Source organism: Actinoplanes sp. NPDC051411 (assembly GCF_040682075.1).
Classification (GTDB): Bacteria; Actinomycetota; Actinomycetes; order Mycobacteriales; family Micromonosporaceae; genus Actinoplanes.
Genome location: NZ_JBFBAD010000022.1, coordinates 1 through 14,610, shown reverse-complemented (window position 1 = coordinate 14,610; position 14,610 = coordinate 1). Strand labels below are relative to the sequence as shown.

At 65.1% G+C, this 14,610-nt stretch carries 12 protein-coding genes; 5 read left to right on the top strand and 7 right to left on the bottom strand.

Going from position 1 to position 14,610, the window contains the following annotated elements:
* Window positions 1–12: 12 nt before the first annotated feature.
* From AB0M88_RS14565 to AB0M88_RS14545, 5 genes are all read left to right on the top strand, one after another.
* A complete protein-coding gene (locus tag AB0M88_RS14565; protein ID WP_364100861.1) occupies window positions 13–1,032 on the top strand; it encodes a hypothetical protein in 1,020 nt (339 codons plus the stop codon).
* Window positions 1,029–2,027 carry a thymidylate synthase gene (locus tag AB0M88_RS14560; protein WP_364100858.1) on the top strand — a complete coding sequence of 333 codons (999 nt, stop codon included), beginning with the start codon at window positions 1,029–1,031 and terminating at the stop codon, window positions 2,025–2,027. The genes AB0M88_RS14565 and AB0M88_RS14560 overlap by 4 nt, the downstream gene beginning before the upstream one ends.
* On the top strand, window positions 2,024–2,548 hold the full coding sequence (locus AB0M88_RS14555; RefSeq protein ID WP_364100855.1) for a nucleoside-diphosphate kinase: 525 nt from the start codon (window positions 2,024–2,026) through the stop codon (window positions 2,546–2,548). Before AB0M88_RS14560 ends, AB0M88_RS14555 begins: the two co-directional genes overlap by 4 nt.
* The gene (locus AB0M88_RS14550; protein WP_364100853.1) at window positions 2,545–3,774 is read left to right on the top strand and encodes a hypothetical protein; all 1,230 of its coding nucleotides are present in this window, start codon (window positions 2,545–2,547) and stop codon (window positions 3,772–3,774) included. The genes AB0M88_RS14555 and AB0M88_RS14550 overlap by 4 nt, the downstream gene beginning before the upstream one ends.
* Window positions 3,775–3,846: 72 nt before the next feature.
* Complete coding sequence (locus AB0M88_RS14545) at window positions 3,847–4,473, top strand: 3'-5' exonuclease (protein ID WP_364100851.1); 627 nt, start codon at window positions 3,847–3,849, stop codon at window positions 4,471–4,473.
* A 113-nt stretch (window positions 4,474–4,586) separates the two neighbouring features.
* Here the strand turns inward: AB0M88_RS14545 and AB0M88_RS14540 are convergent, their stop codons facing one another.
* The 7 genes from AB0M88_RS14540 to AB0M88_RS14510 all read right to left on the bottom strand — a co-directional run bounded on the left by AB0M88_RS14540 (window position 4,587) and on the right by AB0M88_RS14510 (window position 13,546).
* Window positions 4,587–5,030: a hypothetical protein gene (locus tag AB0M88_RS14540; RefSeq protein ID WP_364100849.1), complete on the bottom strand. Its 444-nt coding sequence runs from the start codon at window positions 5,028–5,030 to the stop codon at window positions 4,587–4,589.
* A complete protein-coding gene (locus tag AB0M88_RS14535; RefSeq protein ID WP_364100847.1) occupies window positions 5,027–5,491 on the bottom strand; it encodes a hypothetical protein in 465 nt (154 codons plus the stop codon). Before AB0M88_RS14535 ends, AB0M88_RS14540 begins: the two co-directional genes overlap by 4 nt.
* Before the next feature lie 124 nt (window positions 5,492–5,615).
* Window positions 5,616–7,139 carry a protein kinase gene (locus tag AB0M88_RS14530; protein ID WP_364100844.1) on the bottom strand — a complete coding sequence of 508 codons (1,524 nt, stop codon included), beginning with the start codon at window positions 7,137–7,139 and terminating at the stop codon, window positions 5,616–5,618.
* 34 nt (window positions 7,140–7,173) lie between these two features.
* The gene (locus AB0M88_RS14525; protein ID WP_364100841.1) at window positions 7,174–10,185 is read right to left on the bottom strand and encodes a type I restriction endonuclease; all 3,012 of its coding nucleotides are present in this window, start codon (window positions 10,183–10,185) and stop codon (window positions 7,174–7,176) included.
* A gap of 1 nt (window position 10,186) precedes the next feature.
* Window positions 10,187–11,407: a restriction endonuclease subunit S gene (locus AB0M88_RS14520; RefSeq protein WP_364100838.1), complete on the bottom strand. Its 1,221-nt coding sequence runs from the start codon at window positions 11,405–11,407 to the stop codon at window positions 10,187–10,189.
* On the bottom strand, window positions 11,397–13,364 hold the full coding sequence (locus AB0M88_RS14515; RefSeq protein WP_364100835.1) for a class I SAM-dependent DNA methyltransferase: 1,968 nt from the start codon (window positions 13,362–13,364) through the stop codon (window positions 11,397–11,399). The genes AB0M88_RS14520 and AB0M88_RS14515 overlap by 11 nt, the downstream gene beginning before the upstream one ends.
* Window positions 13,361–13,546, bottom strand: coding sequence for a hypothetical protein (locus AB0M88_RS14510; RefSeq protein WP_364100833.1), 186 nt, complete (start codon window positions 13,544–13,546; stop codon window positions 13,361–13,363). Before AB0M88_RS14510 ends, AB0M88_RS14515 begins: the two co-directional genes overlap by 4 nt.
* Between the last annotated feature and the right edge of the window lie 1,064 nt (window positions 13,547–14,610).

The following is a 14,610-nucleotide window of genomic DNA, read 5'->3' as shown; positions in this document are numbered from 1 at the left end:
TCTGCTCGATGCATGCGTATCGGCTACAGCATGTGGGGCTTCCTCGGTCACGGCATCGTGGACACCCCGGACGGCTCCCGCGCCTATCGGCGGCCGTTCATCGACGGGCTCATCGCGGCCGGTCACGCGGTCGTGTTTCTCCAACCCGACCGGGACCTGACCGAGGCCGGGCAGACACCGCGGGGACGCTATCGGTGGGATTCGGGCCTCCCCGACCTCGACGCGATCGTCTACGAGTGGCGGTGGCCGCTGCCCGGCCGCAACACCACCGACTGCGACGCCGCCGGGCACACCTGTGACCTGCACCGGCAGACCGACCTGTTCGACCACTACACCAAAACCGGCACACCGACGCTGATCTGGGACCTCGACCGGCAACTGCCCGGTGACGACCCTCGGCGGCTGCTGAGCAACGTCATGGTCGGCGAGTTCGCCCTCACGCCAACGCCCGGCGCGGTGTCGCTGCCCTGCCCGGTTCCCGACGCGTTGCTGGACACGGCCGACCCTAAACTGCTCGCCAGCCTCTCCCGTCCGCTTCCGCTGGTCTACGTCGGGAACCAGTACGACCGGGACGAGGCATTCGACCGCTACTTCGTCCCCGCCGCCGCCCGCGTGCCGCATCAGGTCGCCGGGAAATGGACCCGAATCGAGCGGTGGCCCCACGTGCGGTTTACCGGCCGGTGCGGTTTCACGCAGGTCGAGCCCCTGCATCGCCGCGCCTTGGCCACCGTGTTGATGCTGCCCGACCGGTACGCACACGCCGGGCACATGACCTCCCGCTGGTTCGAAGCGCTCCTCGCCGGCTGCCTTCCTCTGACCCCGGCCGAGATCCGCTTCGCCGACGCCTACGCACCCCGCGACCTGCGGGTCACCACCGGCCAAGACGTGATCGACAAGCTCACCTGGATTCAGTCGATCGCCGGCAGCGTTGAGCACGCCGACCTGATCGCCGGCTGCCTGCCCCTGCTGGAGCCGTTCCGCTGCTCTACCCAGGTCGCCGCCGCACTCACCGTCCTGGAGGGACTGTCATGATCACCGGCCCGGTCTTCGGCACCTTCACCGACGCGTACCTCGCCGTGCTGCGCGAGATCCACGACCAACCCCGCTACTCCACGGTCACCAGGGGGAAGACCGCACTCGAAACCCCGAACGTCAGCTTCACCATCGAAGATCCGATCGCCCGCACCCCGTACCTGGCCGCCCGCCGGGCGAACATCGTCTTCAACCACGCCGAGGCGCTGTGGTACCTGTCCGGCCGTGACGACCTCGACATGATCGCCCACTACGCCCCTCGGCTGCGCGGCCTGTCCGAGAACGGCACCACGTTGACCGGCACCGCGTACGGTCCCCGCCTGTTCGCCCCCACAGGCCCCGACGGCCGGTCACAGTTCGACCGGATCATGGCGCTGCTGCGCGACGAGCCGGACACCAAACGCGCCACCATGCCCATCATGCGGCCGGACGAACTGGCCGACCCCACCAACCCGGACGTCGCCTGCACCCTCGGCCTTCAGTTCATGCTCCGAGCCGGACGGCTACACGCCATCGCCTACATGCGCGGCAACGACGCCATGATCGGCCTGTACGGCGACACCTTCGCCTTCACCCTCATCCAGGAACTCGCCGGCCGCCTGCTCGGCGTCGAGGTCGGCAACTACACCCACCACGTCGGCTCCATGCACATCAACACCCTCGACCTCGCCAAGGTCGAACGCATCCTCGCCGAACCGACCCGCCCCGACCTCGGCCACGCGACCATGCCCTCCACCACCGGCTGGGACGACCTGCAAACCGTCCTGGCCTGGGAAGAAAAGCTCCGGCGCAACCAGACCACCTACACCGCCGATGCCGTCGACCTGGACCCCTACTGGTCGCAGGTGATCGCCCTGTTCGAGGTCCACCGGCAACTCACCCACCATCCCGAGCGGCCCGTCACCCCCGAAGCCCTGGCCCTGCTTCGTCCCGGCCACCGCTGGCTCGTCGAACAACGCTGGCCCAGCCGGATGCCCGCCGGAGTGACACCGTGACCACCGCCATCGACGTCGACTGGACCCGCTGGACCGTCGTACTCCTCAAACCCGACTGCATTACCCGCGGCCTCGCCGAACCCGTCCTCACCTGGGTCGGCACCGAAGTCACCCTCGTCGACCAGCGCCTGGTCACCCCCACCGAGCAACAGATCTTCGCCCACTACGACGACCTGCTCACGACCCGCCGCGCCTACTTCACCTGGGTCGACGTCCCCGCCGACCTACGCCGCACCTACGTCGGCCGCCGCGTCGGCATCGCCCTCGGCTACGCCCCCAACGCCGCACCCCGCCTGCGCGATCTGCTCGGCCACTACGACCCCACCCACGCCGGGCTGCTCACCATCCGGGGCCGCTTCGGCCAGGACTCGCTGCGCCAGGCCCAAGCCGAGCAGCGGCTCATCGCGAACGTCATCCACTCCTCCGACGACCCCGTCGGCGCCGAACGCGAATTTGGCATCTGGTACGGCCCCGCACACCGGAATCTGCTGCACGCGCCCACCCAAGGAGGCCAACCATGACCATCGCCGCTGGCCCGCGCCTGCTGCCCATGCTCTCCGACCAGGCCAAAGCCAACCTCGACCCGTACATGGCCCTGATCGTCGGCTACCGCAAATCCGGCCTGTCCCTGAACCACATCATCGGCTGCCCCCTCGACTGCGGCTACTGCGTACGCCACTTCTGGGGCAACTACGACGTCAAGATTCCCCACCTACTCTGCCCCACCAACCAGGCCATCGAGCAGCTCGTCACTCACCACGCCTTCCAACCCCACGTGACCCCGATCCAGCTGTTCAACAAGGCCACCGACCCGTTCCTCCCCGGCGTCAAACCCCACCTGTTCCAAGTCCTGCAGACTCTCGACGAGCGCGGCTTCACCAACCACGTCCTGGTCATCACCCGCTTCAAGGTCACCGCCGCCGACATGGCCACCCTCGAACAGCTACGTCACCTGCGAGTCACGCTGTTGTTCACCTACTCCGGCATCAGGGACCCCCGCATCGAGCCGATCGCCAAGAGCAACACCACCCTCACCTCGATCCGCACCGCCGCCGATCACAAGCAGCGAACCGGGGTCGTGCTCTATTGGCGACCCATTGTCGCCGGCTGGAACGACGCCCCCGACACCATGGCCCACGTCCTCGACGCTGGCCGGGACGTCGACGCCATCGTGTTCACCGGCTACTACCACAAGCCGGAAAACGCCGACCACCTGCGCAACCTCGGCGTCGACGTGCCCTACGCCGACGACTACGCCCGCCGCAAAGTCATGCCCGCCGATCTCGACGCCCGCGTCATCGCAGCCTGGCGCGCCTCCGGTATCGGCACCCCGCTGTTCCGCAAAACCTCCTGCGGAGTCGCCTACGCCCACGCTGCCCCCGACTACAACGGACACTGGGGCGTCCGCGAACTCTGCGACATCTGCCCCGCCGTCCAAAGGAAGCGCTGCGCCGACGACTTCCGAGAACCCGCCCCTGCAGACCTCGACGCCGTCCTCGCCCACCTCGGCTACACCACCGACTACCTCATCGAAGACGGCCACGTCTGGACCCACGGCCTTGGCGAACAACGCCGATACGCCATCCAACACACCCTGCGCCACCAAATCTGGGAACTCGACCAACCCCACTACCTGCACGCCCACGGCCGCTCCCTCAACGGGCACACCGCCGACCCCGACCAGGTCGCCGCCCTCGCCGAAATCCGCGAACACTTCGAGAACGCCACCCGCTACGAGGACGACTGACCCACCGACACGGTCTCGGACGCGTCACAGCCGACGACCGTCGTGGAAGACTCGGCACGGAGGTGCAGATAGGTGGAACTCGTCGCGATCGACCTCGAAGGCAGCGGCGCCCAAGACCGCGACCACGAAGCCATCCTCGAAATCGCCCTCGTCCCCATCGTCGACTGGCAACCCGACATGACCAGGGCCTACTGCACGCTGATCAACCCGCAACGGCCAGTCCCACGCAGATCGTGGATCTCTCCGGGGCTCACCAACGACAGTCTCAGCACAGCGCCCACGATCGCGACCGTCGAACCCGAACTCGCCCACCGGATCGACGGGAAGTATCTCGTCGGCCACAACGTAGGCGTCGACTGGCGCCTCCTGCACCGCCGCTGCCCGACCATCACCCCAGCCGGCCTCATCGACACCCTCCGTTTGGCTCGCACGATTGACCCGAAAGCCCAGCACGCCCTCACTGCCCTGCTCGGGCGGTACGAACTCACCAGCCAGGTACACCGCCTCGCACCAGGCGGCATCCCGCACCGGGCCCTCTGGGACACCGTTGGGTCCGCCCTCCTCCTCAAGTCGCTCGCCACACGGCTACTCGGCGAGCAGCCAGACCCCGAAACCCTCCACAAAGCTGCCGGCATCCCCACCGACAAGTCGGCAGCACCAGTCGCAACGCAGCCCAGCCTCTTCGACCCGGCAGGCTGAGTGGTACGACGCAGATGTCCGATCAGACCCCTGGATCTCCGCGACCTGTACGGAGTCCGGGCCGTAGATCGAGCGCATCTCCGGCAAGAGCGACTGCAGCTGGCCGAAGGCGTTTACCAGCCGCGTCGTGCCTGGTAGGCGGGAAGCTCGTCACGCAGGACGCAGGCGAACCGGACGCGCAGCTCGGCGAGGCCGATTGGTTTACCGCTCATCCGGAAGCCCAGCTCGGCGAGGGTCCAGCTGGCGAGGTAGCCGAACCGAACCGCGTAGATCGCGACGCTGTGGAGGCCGTAGGCGTTGGAGTAGTCCATCAAGGCATAGCCGAGCAGCTCATCGATTTCGGTACGCGCGAGCGAGGCCGCCCGAGTGCCGTCGGCACGGGGCTTGCCGCCCTGGTTGGCCTTGAAGTCGACGAGCATCCCGCCGACGATGAGGTCCCCGTCGGCGTGCAGGTCGGCGCTGCCGTCGAACGTCATCCCGGTGACAACCGGCCCGGCCGGGAGCGCCGACAGCAGCTTCTCGCGGGCGAGGTCGCGCATCGCGATCAAATCGGTCACCTCGGCGTCGTTCGCCAGATCGAGTAGATCTGCGGCACGGCTACGTTCCCCAGGCCCATCAGCCGGGAGTTTTCCAGTGACAGCGTTCGGCGTAGCTCGACCATCAAGGCCAAGGCGTAGCAGACCCTGGGCCACCACTCGTCGCCGCGATCCGTATAGTCGGCCGGCTGCATCCACAGCTCGACTCCGCCGCCGGGAAGCTGGCGGGGCCGAGTGCCGCCGGCGAGTTCGGCGAGCAATTCCTTTCCCGCCGACATACAGGGTGCTCGGCCGGAAAGCAGGCCGATCAGCGGCAGTACGAGCGAAGGCTTCGGATCCGCCAGCATCCGCAACCAGAAGTCGATCGCAGCCCCCTGGGTGCCGGGCGCAACCCAACGCGCATCAGCACCCGCTGCGGGCCGGCTTCGACCCGAAACTCCTTCTGGATCTCTTTGCAGTCCGGGAATGTGGTGCTCAGCCACGTGGCGACCGGACTCTGCCGGTCCTTCACTTCGTACGTCAACGCCGACATGCCGGCACCGTAGCGGAGCCCTCCGACAGAAACGGCAGCCGGCGTTCAGGAGTCACAGCAGGAAATGCTTGATTTCAGTTTTCGTCGGCAAGGTGGCGAAGGTGTTCTTGCAGGTTCTCTACCTCGACGATGTCTGCCGGATCAAGGCCGAACATCGACCGCATGTCGTCCAGCAGCGCGTCGAGCTGCCGCAACGCCTCGTCAATCTGGCCCACACCGGCAGTGATCACTGCTATTTGAGTGCGCAGCGGAAATCCCGCTGCGTCGGGTGAGTCGCGTAGCAGGTCCCGTAGCGTCCGCAGGGCCTCGGTGGCATCGCCGAGTTCGGCCTGGCATGTTGCCACCTGCAGCCGGCATTCCCGGACTGCTTCGTGCTTAGGGCCGTACCGGACCGTCAGGTCGGCGACGAGTTGCTCGAACGTGAGCAGCGCCGTACGGAAGTCACCGGCGAGCATGAGCATTCCGGCATAGTCCAGCCGAGCCTCAAGAATCTCCGGCGAGCCCGGCCCGTAGAACGGGGCGGCCAGGCGCAGCACCGTTTGCAAGGCATCCGCGGCCTGGCCGAACCGTTCCTCGTCGGCCAGGGCAAGTGCCTGGTCGCGAACACCGTGTACGTCCTCGAGGCTAGGAATGCTCATCGGCGCTGTGGACGCTGCTGCCGGGCGGGCGCGAGCGACCGTGTCGCGCGGAAGCGGCCCGAAGGGGAATCGATGGGGGGAGGTTGGGTCGGCGGCGCTGTGCTCGGGCGGCGTCTTGCCCAGTTCGGGCAGGTCGACGGTGGCCCACTGCAGCAGGTGCCGGTAGACGATCGCGGCGGACTCGGGCCGGTTCTGCGGGTCCTTGGCGAGCAGCGCGAAGATCAGCTTGTCGAGCTCAGAGGGCACGCCATCGCGGGAGTCGGCAACGTGGGGGACAGGCGCCTCTAAATGTTGATGCAGCATGCCGAGCGCGTTGTCCGCCAGATACGGCGGTTCCCCGACGAGCAGCTCGTACAGGACACACCCGAGCGCATAAAGGTCGGCGCGAGGGCCGACCGACGAGCTGCCTAGTGCCTGCTCGGGGGCCATGTATGTGGGGGTGCCGATGGTGTCCGTGGTGCCGGTGAGCTTGGGCAGGTCGCTGTCGAGCACCGCCGCGACCCCGAAGTCGAGGACCTTCACCAAACCGGTCGGGCCGAGAATCAGGTTGGTGGGTTTGAGGTCGCGGTGCACCAGCGACGCGGCGTGCGCGGCGGCGAGGACCGAGCAGATCTGCGCGCCGATCGCGGCCACCCACGGTACGGGCAGTGGCCCGTTCTCGGCGATCAGGTCGGCGAACAGCGTGCCGGGCACGAGCTGCATGACGATGTACAGGTCGTTGCCGACCACTCCGGCGTCGTGCACAGTGGGCACGCCGGGATGGTCGAGCCGGGCGGTGATGCGGGCTTCCCGCCGGAACCGTTCGACGACATCTTGCCGATCGGCTTCGACGGCGAGCCCGGGCTTGAGGAACTTGACGGCGACGGGCCGGTCGAGCCGCTCGTCGTAGCCGGCCCACACCTGGCCCATCCCGCCGCTGCCGACCGGCTCGGTCAGCTCGTACCGGTCGGCGATCCGCATTCCCGGCTGCACTGATCACTCCTGCGGTGAGGGCTCACGTGAGGCCGTGCTTGCGGCGGATCAGCCGGTAGGCCTGGCTACGCGCGAACTGGTTCATGTGGCTGCGCAGTGTGTCGTCGTCCAAATACCGCTGCATCAGCTTCCCGTTGTCGTCGTGCCGAGACAGGATCACATCTTCGATGCGTTTTTCACACACCACACCGAAGTTGCTTTCGTCGTTGACGAGCGCAGCGGCCTCCACCGCGCCGTCTTCGGCGAGCGCGACGACCTGCTGCTCGAACCACACCTTGTCGCCCTCGCCGAGGCCCATCCCGAACCGGTCGTTGAGCTCGTCGATCAGTTCGGACAGCGCCACCTTGTCCAGGTCGTTCTGCGGTCCGGCGCCGCCACCGAGGAAGCCGGGCAGCATCTGCTCGCCTTCCGCTTCCAGGGACGCGTCGTGCGTACCGGTCTTGCTGACCCGCAGATGGGTGAGCTGCACCTCACCGATGTCGACCGACGGGTCCTGGCGCCGGGGCAGCCGGTTGAGCAGCGCCCGTCCGTACAGGTAGAGCCGTTCGAGGTCGGCGTCCTGGTAGGGCACGATCTGGGCGAGGAACGCGTACATCCGGGTGTAGTCCCGCAGCGCGGCGCGGAAGCCGTCGGCGGCCTCCGGGTCGTCGGCGGCGAGCGCGACGTAGCGGTCGCGCGCCGGGTCGGTGAAGCGGTAGAGCGCGGCGTGCGCTTTCTGCAGCGCGGCGTCGGTCTTCGCTTTGCCTTCGGCGGCGAGCAGAGCTTCGACGTACGCCTGCATCTCCGACGGCACCAGCAGGGCGTACGACGTGACCGCGTTTTCGGCCGTGTACAGCAGATTCGGGTCGGTCGGGGTGGTGGCGGCGGTCTCGAAGTACGGCCGGAACTGGTCGGTGATGTCGGCGGCCTCGTTGACGAAGTCCAGCACGAACACGTCTTCCTGCTCCTTGAGCGGATGCGTGCGGTTCAGCCGGGACAGAGTCTGCACCGCGGCCACGCCCTTGAGCGGCTTGTCCACGTACATCGTGGTCAGCAGCGGCTGGTCGAAGCCGGTCTGGTACTTCTCCGCCACCACTAGAATCTTGTACTCGACCGGCTGCTTGGCCTTCGGCGTGCCGGCGTGTTTGTCGTCGACCGCCGTGTAGCCGAACCGCTCCGGCAGCTCGCTCTCGCCGAAGCCGTTCATCCGCGCCTCGGTCACCTCGATCCCGTCGAGGCTCAGGTCAGCGGAGAACGCGACCAGCGGCGCACAACCGGTGTAGTCGTTGGTCTCGAGGTACTTCTTGATCGCGGTGTACAGCTTGGCCGCCGCCTCCCGCGAGCCGGTCACCACCATCGCCTTGGCCCGCCCGCCGAGCCGGGAAGCGGTGTGCTTGCGGAAGTGCTCGACGATGATCTCCGCCTTCTGCGCCATCATCGTCGGATGCAGCACCGCGAACCGGGCCAGCTGCGACGCCGCCTTCTTCGGGTCCACTTCCGGGTCGTCCGGGTTCTGGTTGGCCAGCTTCCAGTACGACTGGTACGTCACGTACTGCTTGAGCACGTCGAGGATGAAGCCCTCCTCGATCGCCTGCCGCATTGAGTACGTGTGGAACGGACGCATGTTGCCGTCCGCGCCCAACGTCCCGAACAGTTCGAGGGTCTTCGGCTTCGGCGTCGCAGTGAACGCGAAGTACGACAGGGTCTCGTGCCGGCCCCGCGCCAACGCCGACGCGGTGAGCACGTCACCGTCATCGTCGATGTCGTCGCTGCCCTTACGCAGCAACACCTTCTTCAACGCGGTCGCGTTGTCTCCGGACTGCGACGAGTGCGCCTCGTCCACAATCACCGCGAACCGCTTGCCTCGCAGCCCGTCCACCTTCTCCAGGATGAAGCCGAACTTCTGCATCGTGCTGATGACGACCTTGGCCGTCTCCCCGCTCAGCGCGGCGGCGAGCTGGTTGGAGTCCTTGTCGATGCGCTGCACCACACCCGGCACGTGCTCGAACTGGAACACCGTGTCCTGCAACTGCCGGTCCAGCACCACCCGGTCGGTGATGATGACGACCTTGTCGAAGACCGGCTCGTTCGCGGCGCTGTGCAGGCTGGACAGCCGGTGCGCCAGCCAGGCGATGGTGTTCGACTTGCCCGACCCGGCCGAGTGCATGACCAGGTAGTTGTCTCCGGACCCGTGCGCCACCGCGTGATCGGTGAGCGCGGTGACCGCGTGCCATTGGTGGTAGCGCGGAAAGATCAGCGCCCGCGATTCCTTGTCCGTGTGCATGAACCGCCGGACCACATCCATCCAGGTGTCCGGATGCCAGATCTGCTCCCACAGGTAGGTAGTCCGATACCCTTCGGCCGCCGGGTTCCCCGCGCCGCCCGACACGCCGGGCCCGTCGGACCCGGTGTTGAACGGCAGAAACCGGGTGTCGTCGCCCGCCAGCTTGGTGGTCACAAAGACCAGATCAGGATCAACCGCAAAATGCACGAGGGTACGCCGGGAGAACAGCAACTCTTTCGGGTCCCGGTCTTTGCGGTACTGCTCCTTGGCGTCCTCGACGGTCTGGTTGGTTAGCGGGTTCTTGAGTTCCGCCGTGGCCAGTGGGATGCCGTTCACGAAGAGGGCGAGATCGAGGCTCTTCTTCTGGTCCTGGGCCGAGTAATGCAGCTGTCGGGTCACGCTGAGCCGGTTGGCCTGGTATAGCTTCAACGCGTCGTCGGTGATCGAGTGCGCCGGCTTGAAATACGCCAGCCGGAACTGGATGCCCTTGTCCTTGACCCCGCGGCGCAGCACATCGAGCGGGCCGCGCTCGTCGATCTGCTTGGCTAGGTATTCCTTGAAGTGCCGCTGCGTCTCGTTGACGTCGTTGCCGTGGTAGGCGACGAGCTTGAGCCACTGGTCATTTTGGGTGGCTCCGACGTACGCGAACAGCTCAGATGTGTCTAGCCCGATCTGCCGGTCGTAGTTGCCCGGTATCCCGCGCCGCCAGCCGGCGTCCAGCAGCGACTGCTCAATCGCCGCCTCGAAAGCGCCCTCCCCGTGCACCTTCACATCAATCCACTCCTCGCGTCGTAGTCGCGTCGATCTGTCCAGTAACCGCCGCCGTAATCAATGCCTGCCGCCTCTCCAGTGCGCGGTGCGTAAATTGCTCAACGGCAGTCTTCAACTGATTCAGTGCTGTGAGTTCGGAGTCGAGCGCTCTTCTCGCGGCAATCTGCACATGTAGCAGGGGAAGGTGAACAGGAAACGCTCTAAGAGCATCATTGTTGATGATCCTGATTCGCGAGTATTGCGCCCAGTTGCGAATCTCATCCTGGGCTGCCCAGAGCTGCCAGGCCAAAAACCGGTCGTCTGCTCGCTGATTTGCCTTGAGGGCAGTTAGCTGCTGGTTTCCTGTTGCATTGTGTTCCAGGAAGCCTACTTTACCCAGGGATTCTCCGATACCTGTAACGATAATGCTTCCCGCCGGGAAAAGAGGCACATCCTCATTTGCGGGAAGTGCAACTACCTTCTCTGCGGCGCCCACGTGGAGCATCCCGTCTATCGCGGCAGGCGTGTACCACGGGATGGATCTTTCCGAGGTGGTTGCGCTTCGCTCCTCTAGCGTGGCTGGTGTTCTGCCAGTTCGGATAAAGCGGATAGCTCGCCGGAGTGGCAGGCGCCACTGGCAGTTGGTCTCGGTCCGACTGGGCGCTGCCATCCTGCCGGTGCTTAGCGCCGCGCGAGCCGCAAGCCGTTCAACTGCAGTTGCGAACTGTTGTCTCCTCAGGGTAAGGAGCCGATCAATGCGTCCGACTTCGCCGTCGAGGAAGTTGGCGATGCGCCGCTGCTCCTCGATTGCCGGAAGGTCTATCGCAAAATCGCCGATGTCACCAGGGTTAACCGCCGGATAGCTGACCCCCACCGATCTGGCGACGAGGTGCTGCACGAAGGGCTCCGAGCGGCAAAGGTAGTAGAGATATTTAGAGTCCGCCGCCTCCGGCCTCGCCTCGAGCACTGCGAAGCCAGTGGAAAACACCAGAGGGCGCTGCGATGGTGGAACGCGTCCTATGGCCCGCAGATAGGTTCGGACAGTGGAAATGATGGTTGCGCCCGTCGGCGCCAACCGGCGAGCCCGCGACGGGGCGGCACCGAACATTGTGCTCGTCCCCGGAACGGAGACGTTCCCTAATCCGTCGACCGATGAAATGTCGACGTAGTGGAAATCGTAATCAGGCGAAGTGGTCTCCTGCAGCGTGCGGCGATTCATGTAAACGATGTCCTTAAGCCTCATCGGTCACCTCCCCGAGCAGCTCCTGGATCTGCGCCTCCAAAGCTTTGATCTCGGAGTCGATCTCCGCCAACGGACGGGGTGGTTGGTAGACGTAGAAGTGGCGGGTGAAGGGGATTTCGTAGCCGATCTTCGTCTTGGACTCGTCGATCCAGGCGTCGGGGACGTACGGTTGGACTTCGCGCCTCAGGTACTCGTAGATGTCCTCATTGAGCGGCACGTTCTCGTTGTCGCGCAGGTCGGCATCAGGCAGCGCGGTGCCCTTGCGGTCGGTCTGCACCTCACCCTGTGGGTCGCTGACCGAGAACGCCTCCCACACCGCCTTCTCCACGGTCGCCGGAAGCTTGCCCAGCTTAGCCAGTTTCATCGCGAACTCGGAGCGGCTGCCCGCTGCCGTACCAATCATCGACTTCGCTGCGGTCAGAAGCGCCTGGCCCCCGGCGTACTTGATGACGGCCTTGGCGTCCGCAAGCAGGGCGAACGTCTCTTCGGTGATCTCGAAGCGCAAGTGCAGCGGCCGCTCAATCGTGACGCGTTGATAGCCGAAGTCTGTGGTTTGGAAGACCTTCACCTTGCTGTGCTGTTCGTGAGACGGGTCGTCGGCGATGGTGAGCGTTTCCATGTACGCGCGAGTGAGCGCAGCGATATGGTCCTCGTTGAGGATTTTGCGCTTGTCGCCGAGGCTCTTGCGCATTTTGACCCAGTAGCCGCGGCCGTCGAGCAGGACGACCTTCTTGCGGCGAGACGGGGACTTCCGGTTGGTGAGGATCCAGAAGTACGTCGAGATGCCGGTGTTGTAGAAGAGCTGGTCGGGCAGGGCGACGATGCCTTCGAGCAGGTCGTTCTCCAAGATCCAGCGCCGGATCTCCGATTCGCCGGAACCGGCCGCGCCGGTGAATAGGGGCGAGCCGTTGAAGACGATCGCCAGGCGGCTGCCGCCGTCCTCGGGGCGTTTCATCTTGGAGATCATGTGCTGGAGGAAGAGCAGCGAGCCGTCGTTGATGCGGGGCAGGCCGGCGCCGAAGCGTCCCGCGTGGCCGCGCGCCGCCTCGTCCTTGATGAACTTCTCGACCTTCTTCCACTCCACGCCGAACGGCGGGTTGGCGAGCATGTAGTCGAAGTGTTCACCTTCGTGGCCGTCCTGGCTGAAGGAGTTCCCGAAGGCGATGTTGTTAGGGTTGCCGCCCTTCATCATCATGTCGGAGCGGCAGATTGCGTACGTTTCGCCGTTGAGTTCCTGGCCGTAGACCTCGACGGTGGCGTGCGGATTGTGAGCCTGGATGTGGTCCTGGGCCTCACTGAGCATGCCGCCGGTGCCGCACGCCGGGTCGTAGATCTTCCGGACGATGCCGGGGGTGACGAGGTCGTCCTCATCAGGCGCGAGCAACAGGTTGACCATCAGCTTGATGACCTCGCGCGGGGTGAAGTGTTCACCGGCGGTCTCGTTGCTGATTTCAGAGAACTTGCGGACGAGTTCCTCGAACAGGTAGCCCATCTGATGGTTGGAGACCGCCGAGGGCCGCAGGTCGATGTCGACGAACTTGCTGACCACCTGATAGAGCAGACCAGCGTCAGCCAGCCGCGTGATCTGGGCATCGAAGCCGTATTTTTCGAGGACGTCGACCGCGCCGGGTGAAAATCCACCGATGTAGGAGCGCAGGTTGGTGGCAAGGTTGTCCGGGTCGCCCGTCAGCGCGGGGAAGTTGAGCTTGCTGATGTTGTAGAAGCTCAGGCCGGCAGTCTTCCGCAGCACCGGGTCCACGTTCTGTACGCCGGCGGTCTTGAGCTGCTCGTATCGGGTGAGCACGGCTTCTTTGGTCGGCTCGAGGACCCAGTCGAGGCGGCGCAGCACGGTCAGCGGCAGGATGACCCGGCCGTACTCGGATTGCTTGTAGTCGCCGCGGAGCAGGTCGGCGACCGACCAGATGAAGTTCGCCAGTTTCTGGTGATCTGTGCTCACCGGGGTCCTTCCTCGGTCTTCTTCTCGGTGGGGTACAGCTTGCCGGAGGCCAGGCCGTCCGCAGTCAGCCGCATCATGTCGGCGCCGAGGGCGGCGGCCTGTCGCATGGTGTCGTTCAACTGGTCGAGCTGCCGGAAGACTTCGCCGTGTCCGTGTTGCTCCGCGGTCGAGATGCTTGGCACCCGCACAGATCACCGCGGACTGCGATTGGACTATAGCAACGGTCTGACGGCTGAATGTCTTATGGAAAGCAAGTCGCCAAACGTTCTTTGGTATCACGGAGTAGTGGCAGAAATCAAGGAAACCCGACTGCGTGACGCGCAGTCCGGCGACGAGCTGTACCGTAGCTACGTCGGGTTAATTATCGCTAGGGCGCCCCAACTGGACTGGACCGAATCCTGGAAGCCCTAAGGATCGGTAGGTGCAGTAGGGCCCGAACGTCATCGACGCGGAACCAAATCGTCATCATCACGGTGCCGCGGGAAAGGCGCATGAGGTAGTCGAACTCCTGCGCGGCATACTCTTGGTACGCGAAGCGAAGCCCGACTCGAATTCGCCGGAGTTCGAGACTTCGAAGAGTTCGCGCAAGTGTCTATGGTGTATACTGGAAAAATATGCACATTTACTTATTTACTCTTCGGGATGTTGCTCCTCTATTCGTAATAGAGTCTCCGCCAACTCAACTAGAGAGCCCTCGCTGTGAATAAACCACTGCGCGGTGCCCTGGACGGCGACCGGTGCAGTCTCCCACCCGGCTGTTGCCCAGATTCGCTGTACCAAGCCAGTCGGTGAGTAGCGCTGCCCGTCCACTGTCCAAAGGAGCGGTTTCGTGCGGTGATTGACCCACGTTGCCTGAGCTCGACGTGAATCTTCGTCCAGCCACGGCTGGATAGCCTGCCGTTCCGGGCCGCCAAGCGCCCGGAACTCCAGCGCGGTTCCTTCCTTTATGCGCCCCGCATCCACCAAGATTGACACAGTATTGGGACGCCGAGTGCGTTGCCGTGGGGTGCGGGGTATGTAGTTAGCCGGAAGCGCCGGAACTGGCTTGCCGGCGCGGCTATCGGCCACAATTTGCTGCGCCATAAGCCTGAAACGTTCGGGGTTTCCCAGTGTGCTGGTGATGAAAGAAGTGGTGCCATAGTTAGCGTCAACGTGACTGGATAGGTGCCCGGATACGCTGTGTTTTTCAGCTGGTGGTGGGGATCCAGGGGTTTCCTGTGGCGGCTTGGATGAGTGCGTCGAGCAT

Bases quoted from the DNA above. Each gene is read 5' to 3' on its own strand.
- AB0M88_RS14565 (WP_364100861.1), top strand. From the start codon at position 13: ATGCGTATCGGCTACAGCATGTGGGGCTTCCTCGGTCACGGCATCGTG.
- AB0M88_RS14560 (WP_364100858.1), top strand. From the start codon at position 1,029: ATGATCACCGGCCCGGTCTTCGGCACCTTCACCGACGCGTACCTCGCC.
- AB0M88_RS14550 (WP_364100853.1), top strand. From the start codon at position 2,545: ATGACCATCGCCGCTGGCCCGCGCCTGCTGCCCATGCTCTCCGACCAG.
- AB0M88_RS14530 (WP_364100844.1), bottom strand. From the start codon at position 7,139: ATGCGGATCGCCGACCGGTACGAGCTGACCGAGCCGGTCGGCAGCGGC.
- AB0M88_RS14520 (WP_364100838.1), bottom strand. From the start codon at position 11,407: ATGAGGCTTAAGGACATCGTTTACATGAATCGCCGCACGCTGCAGGAG.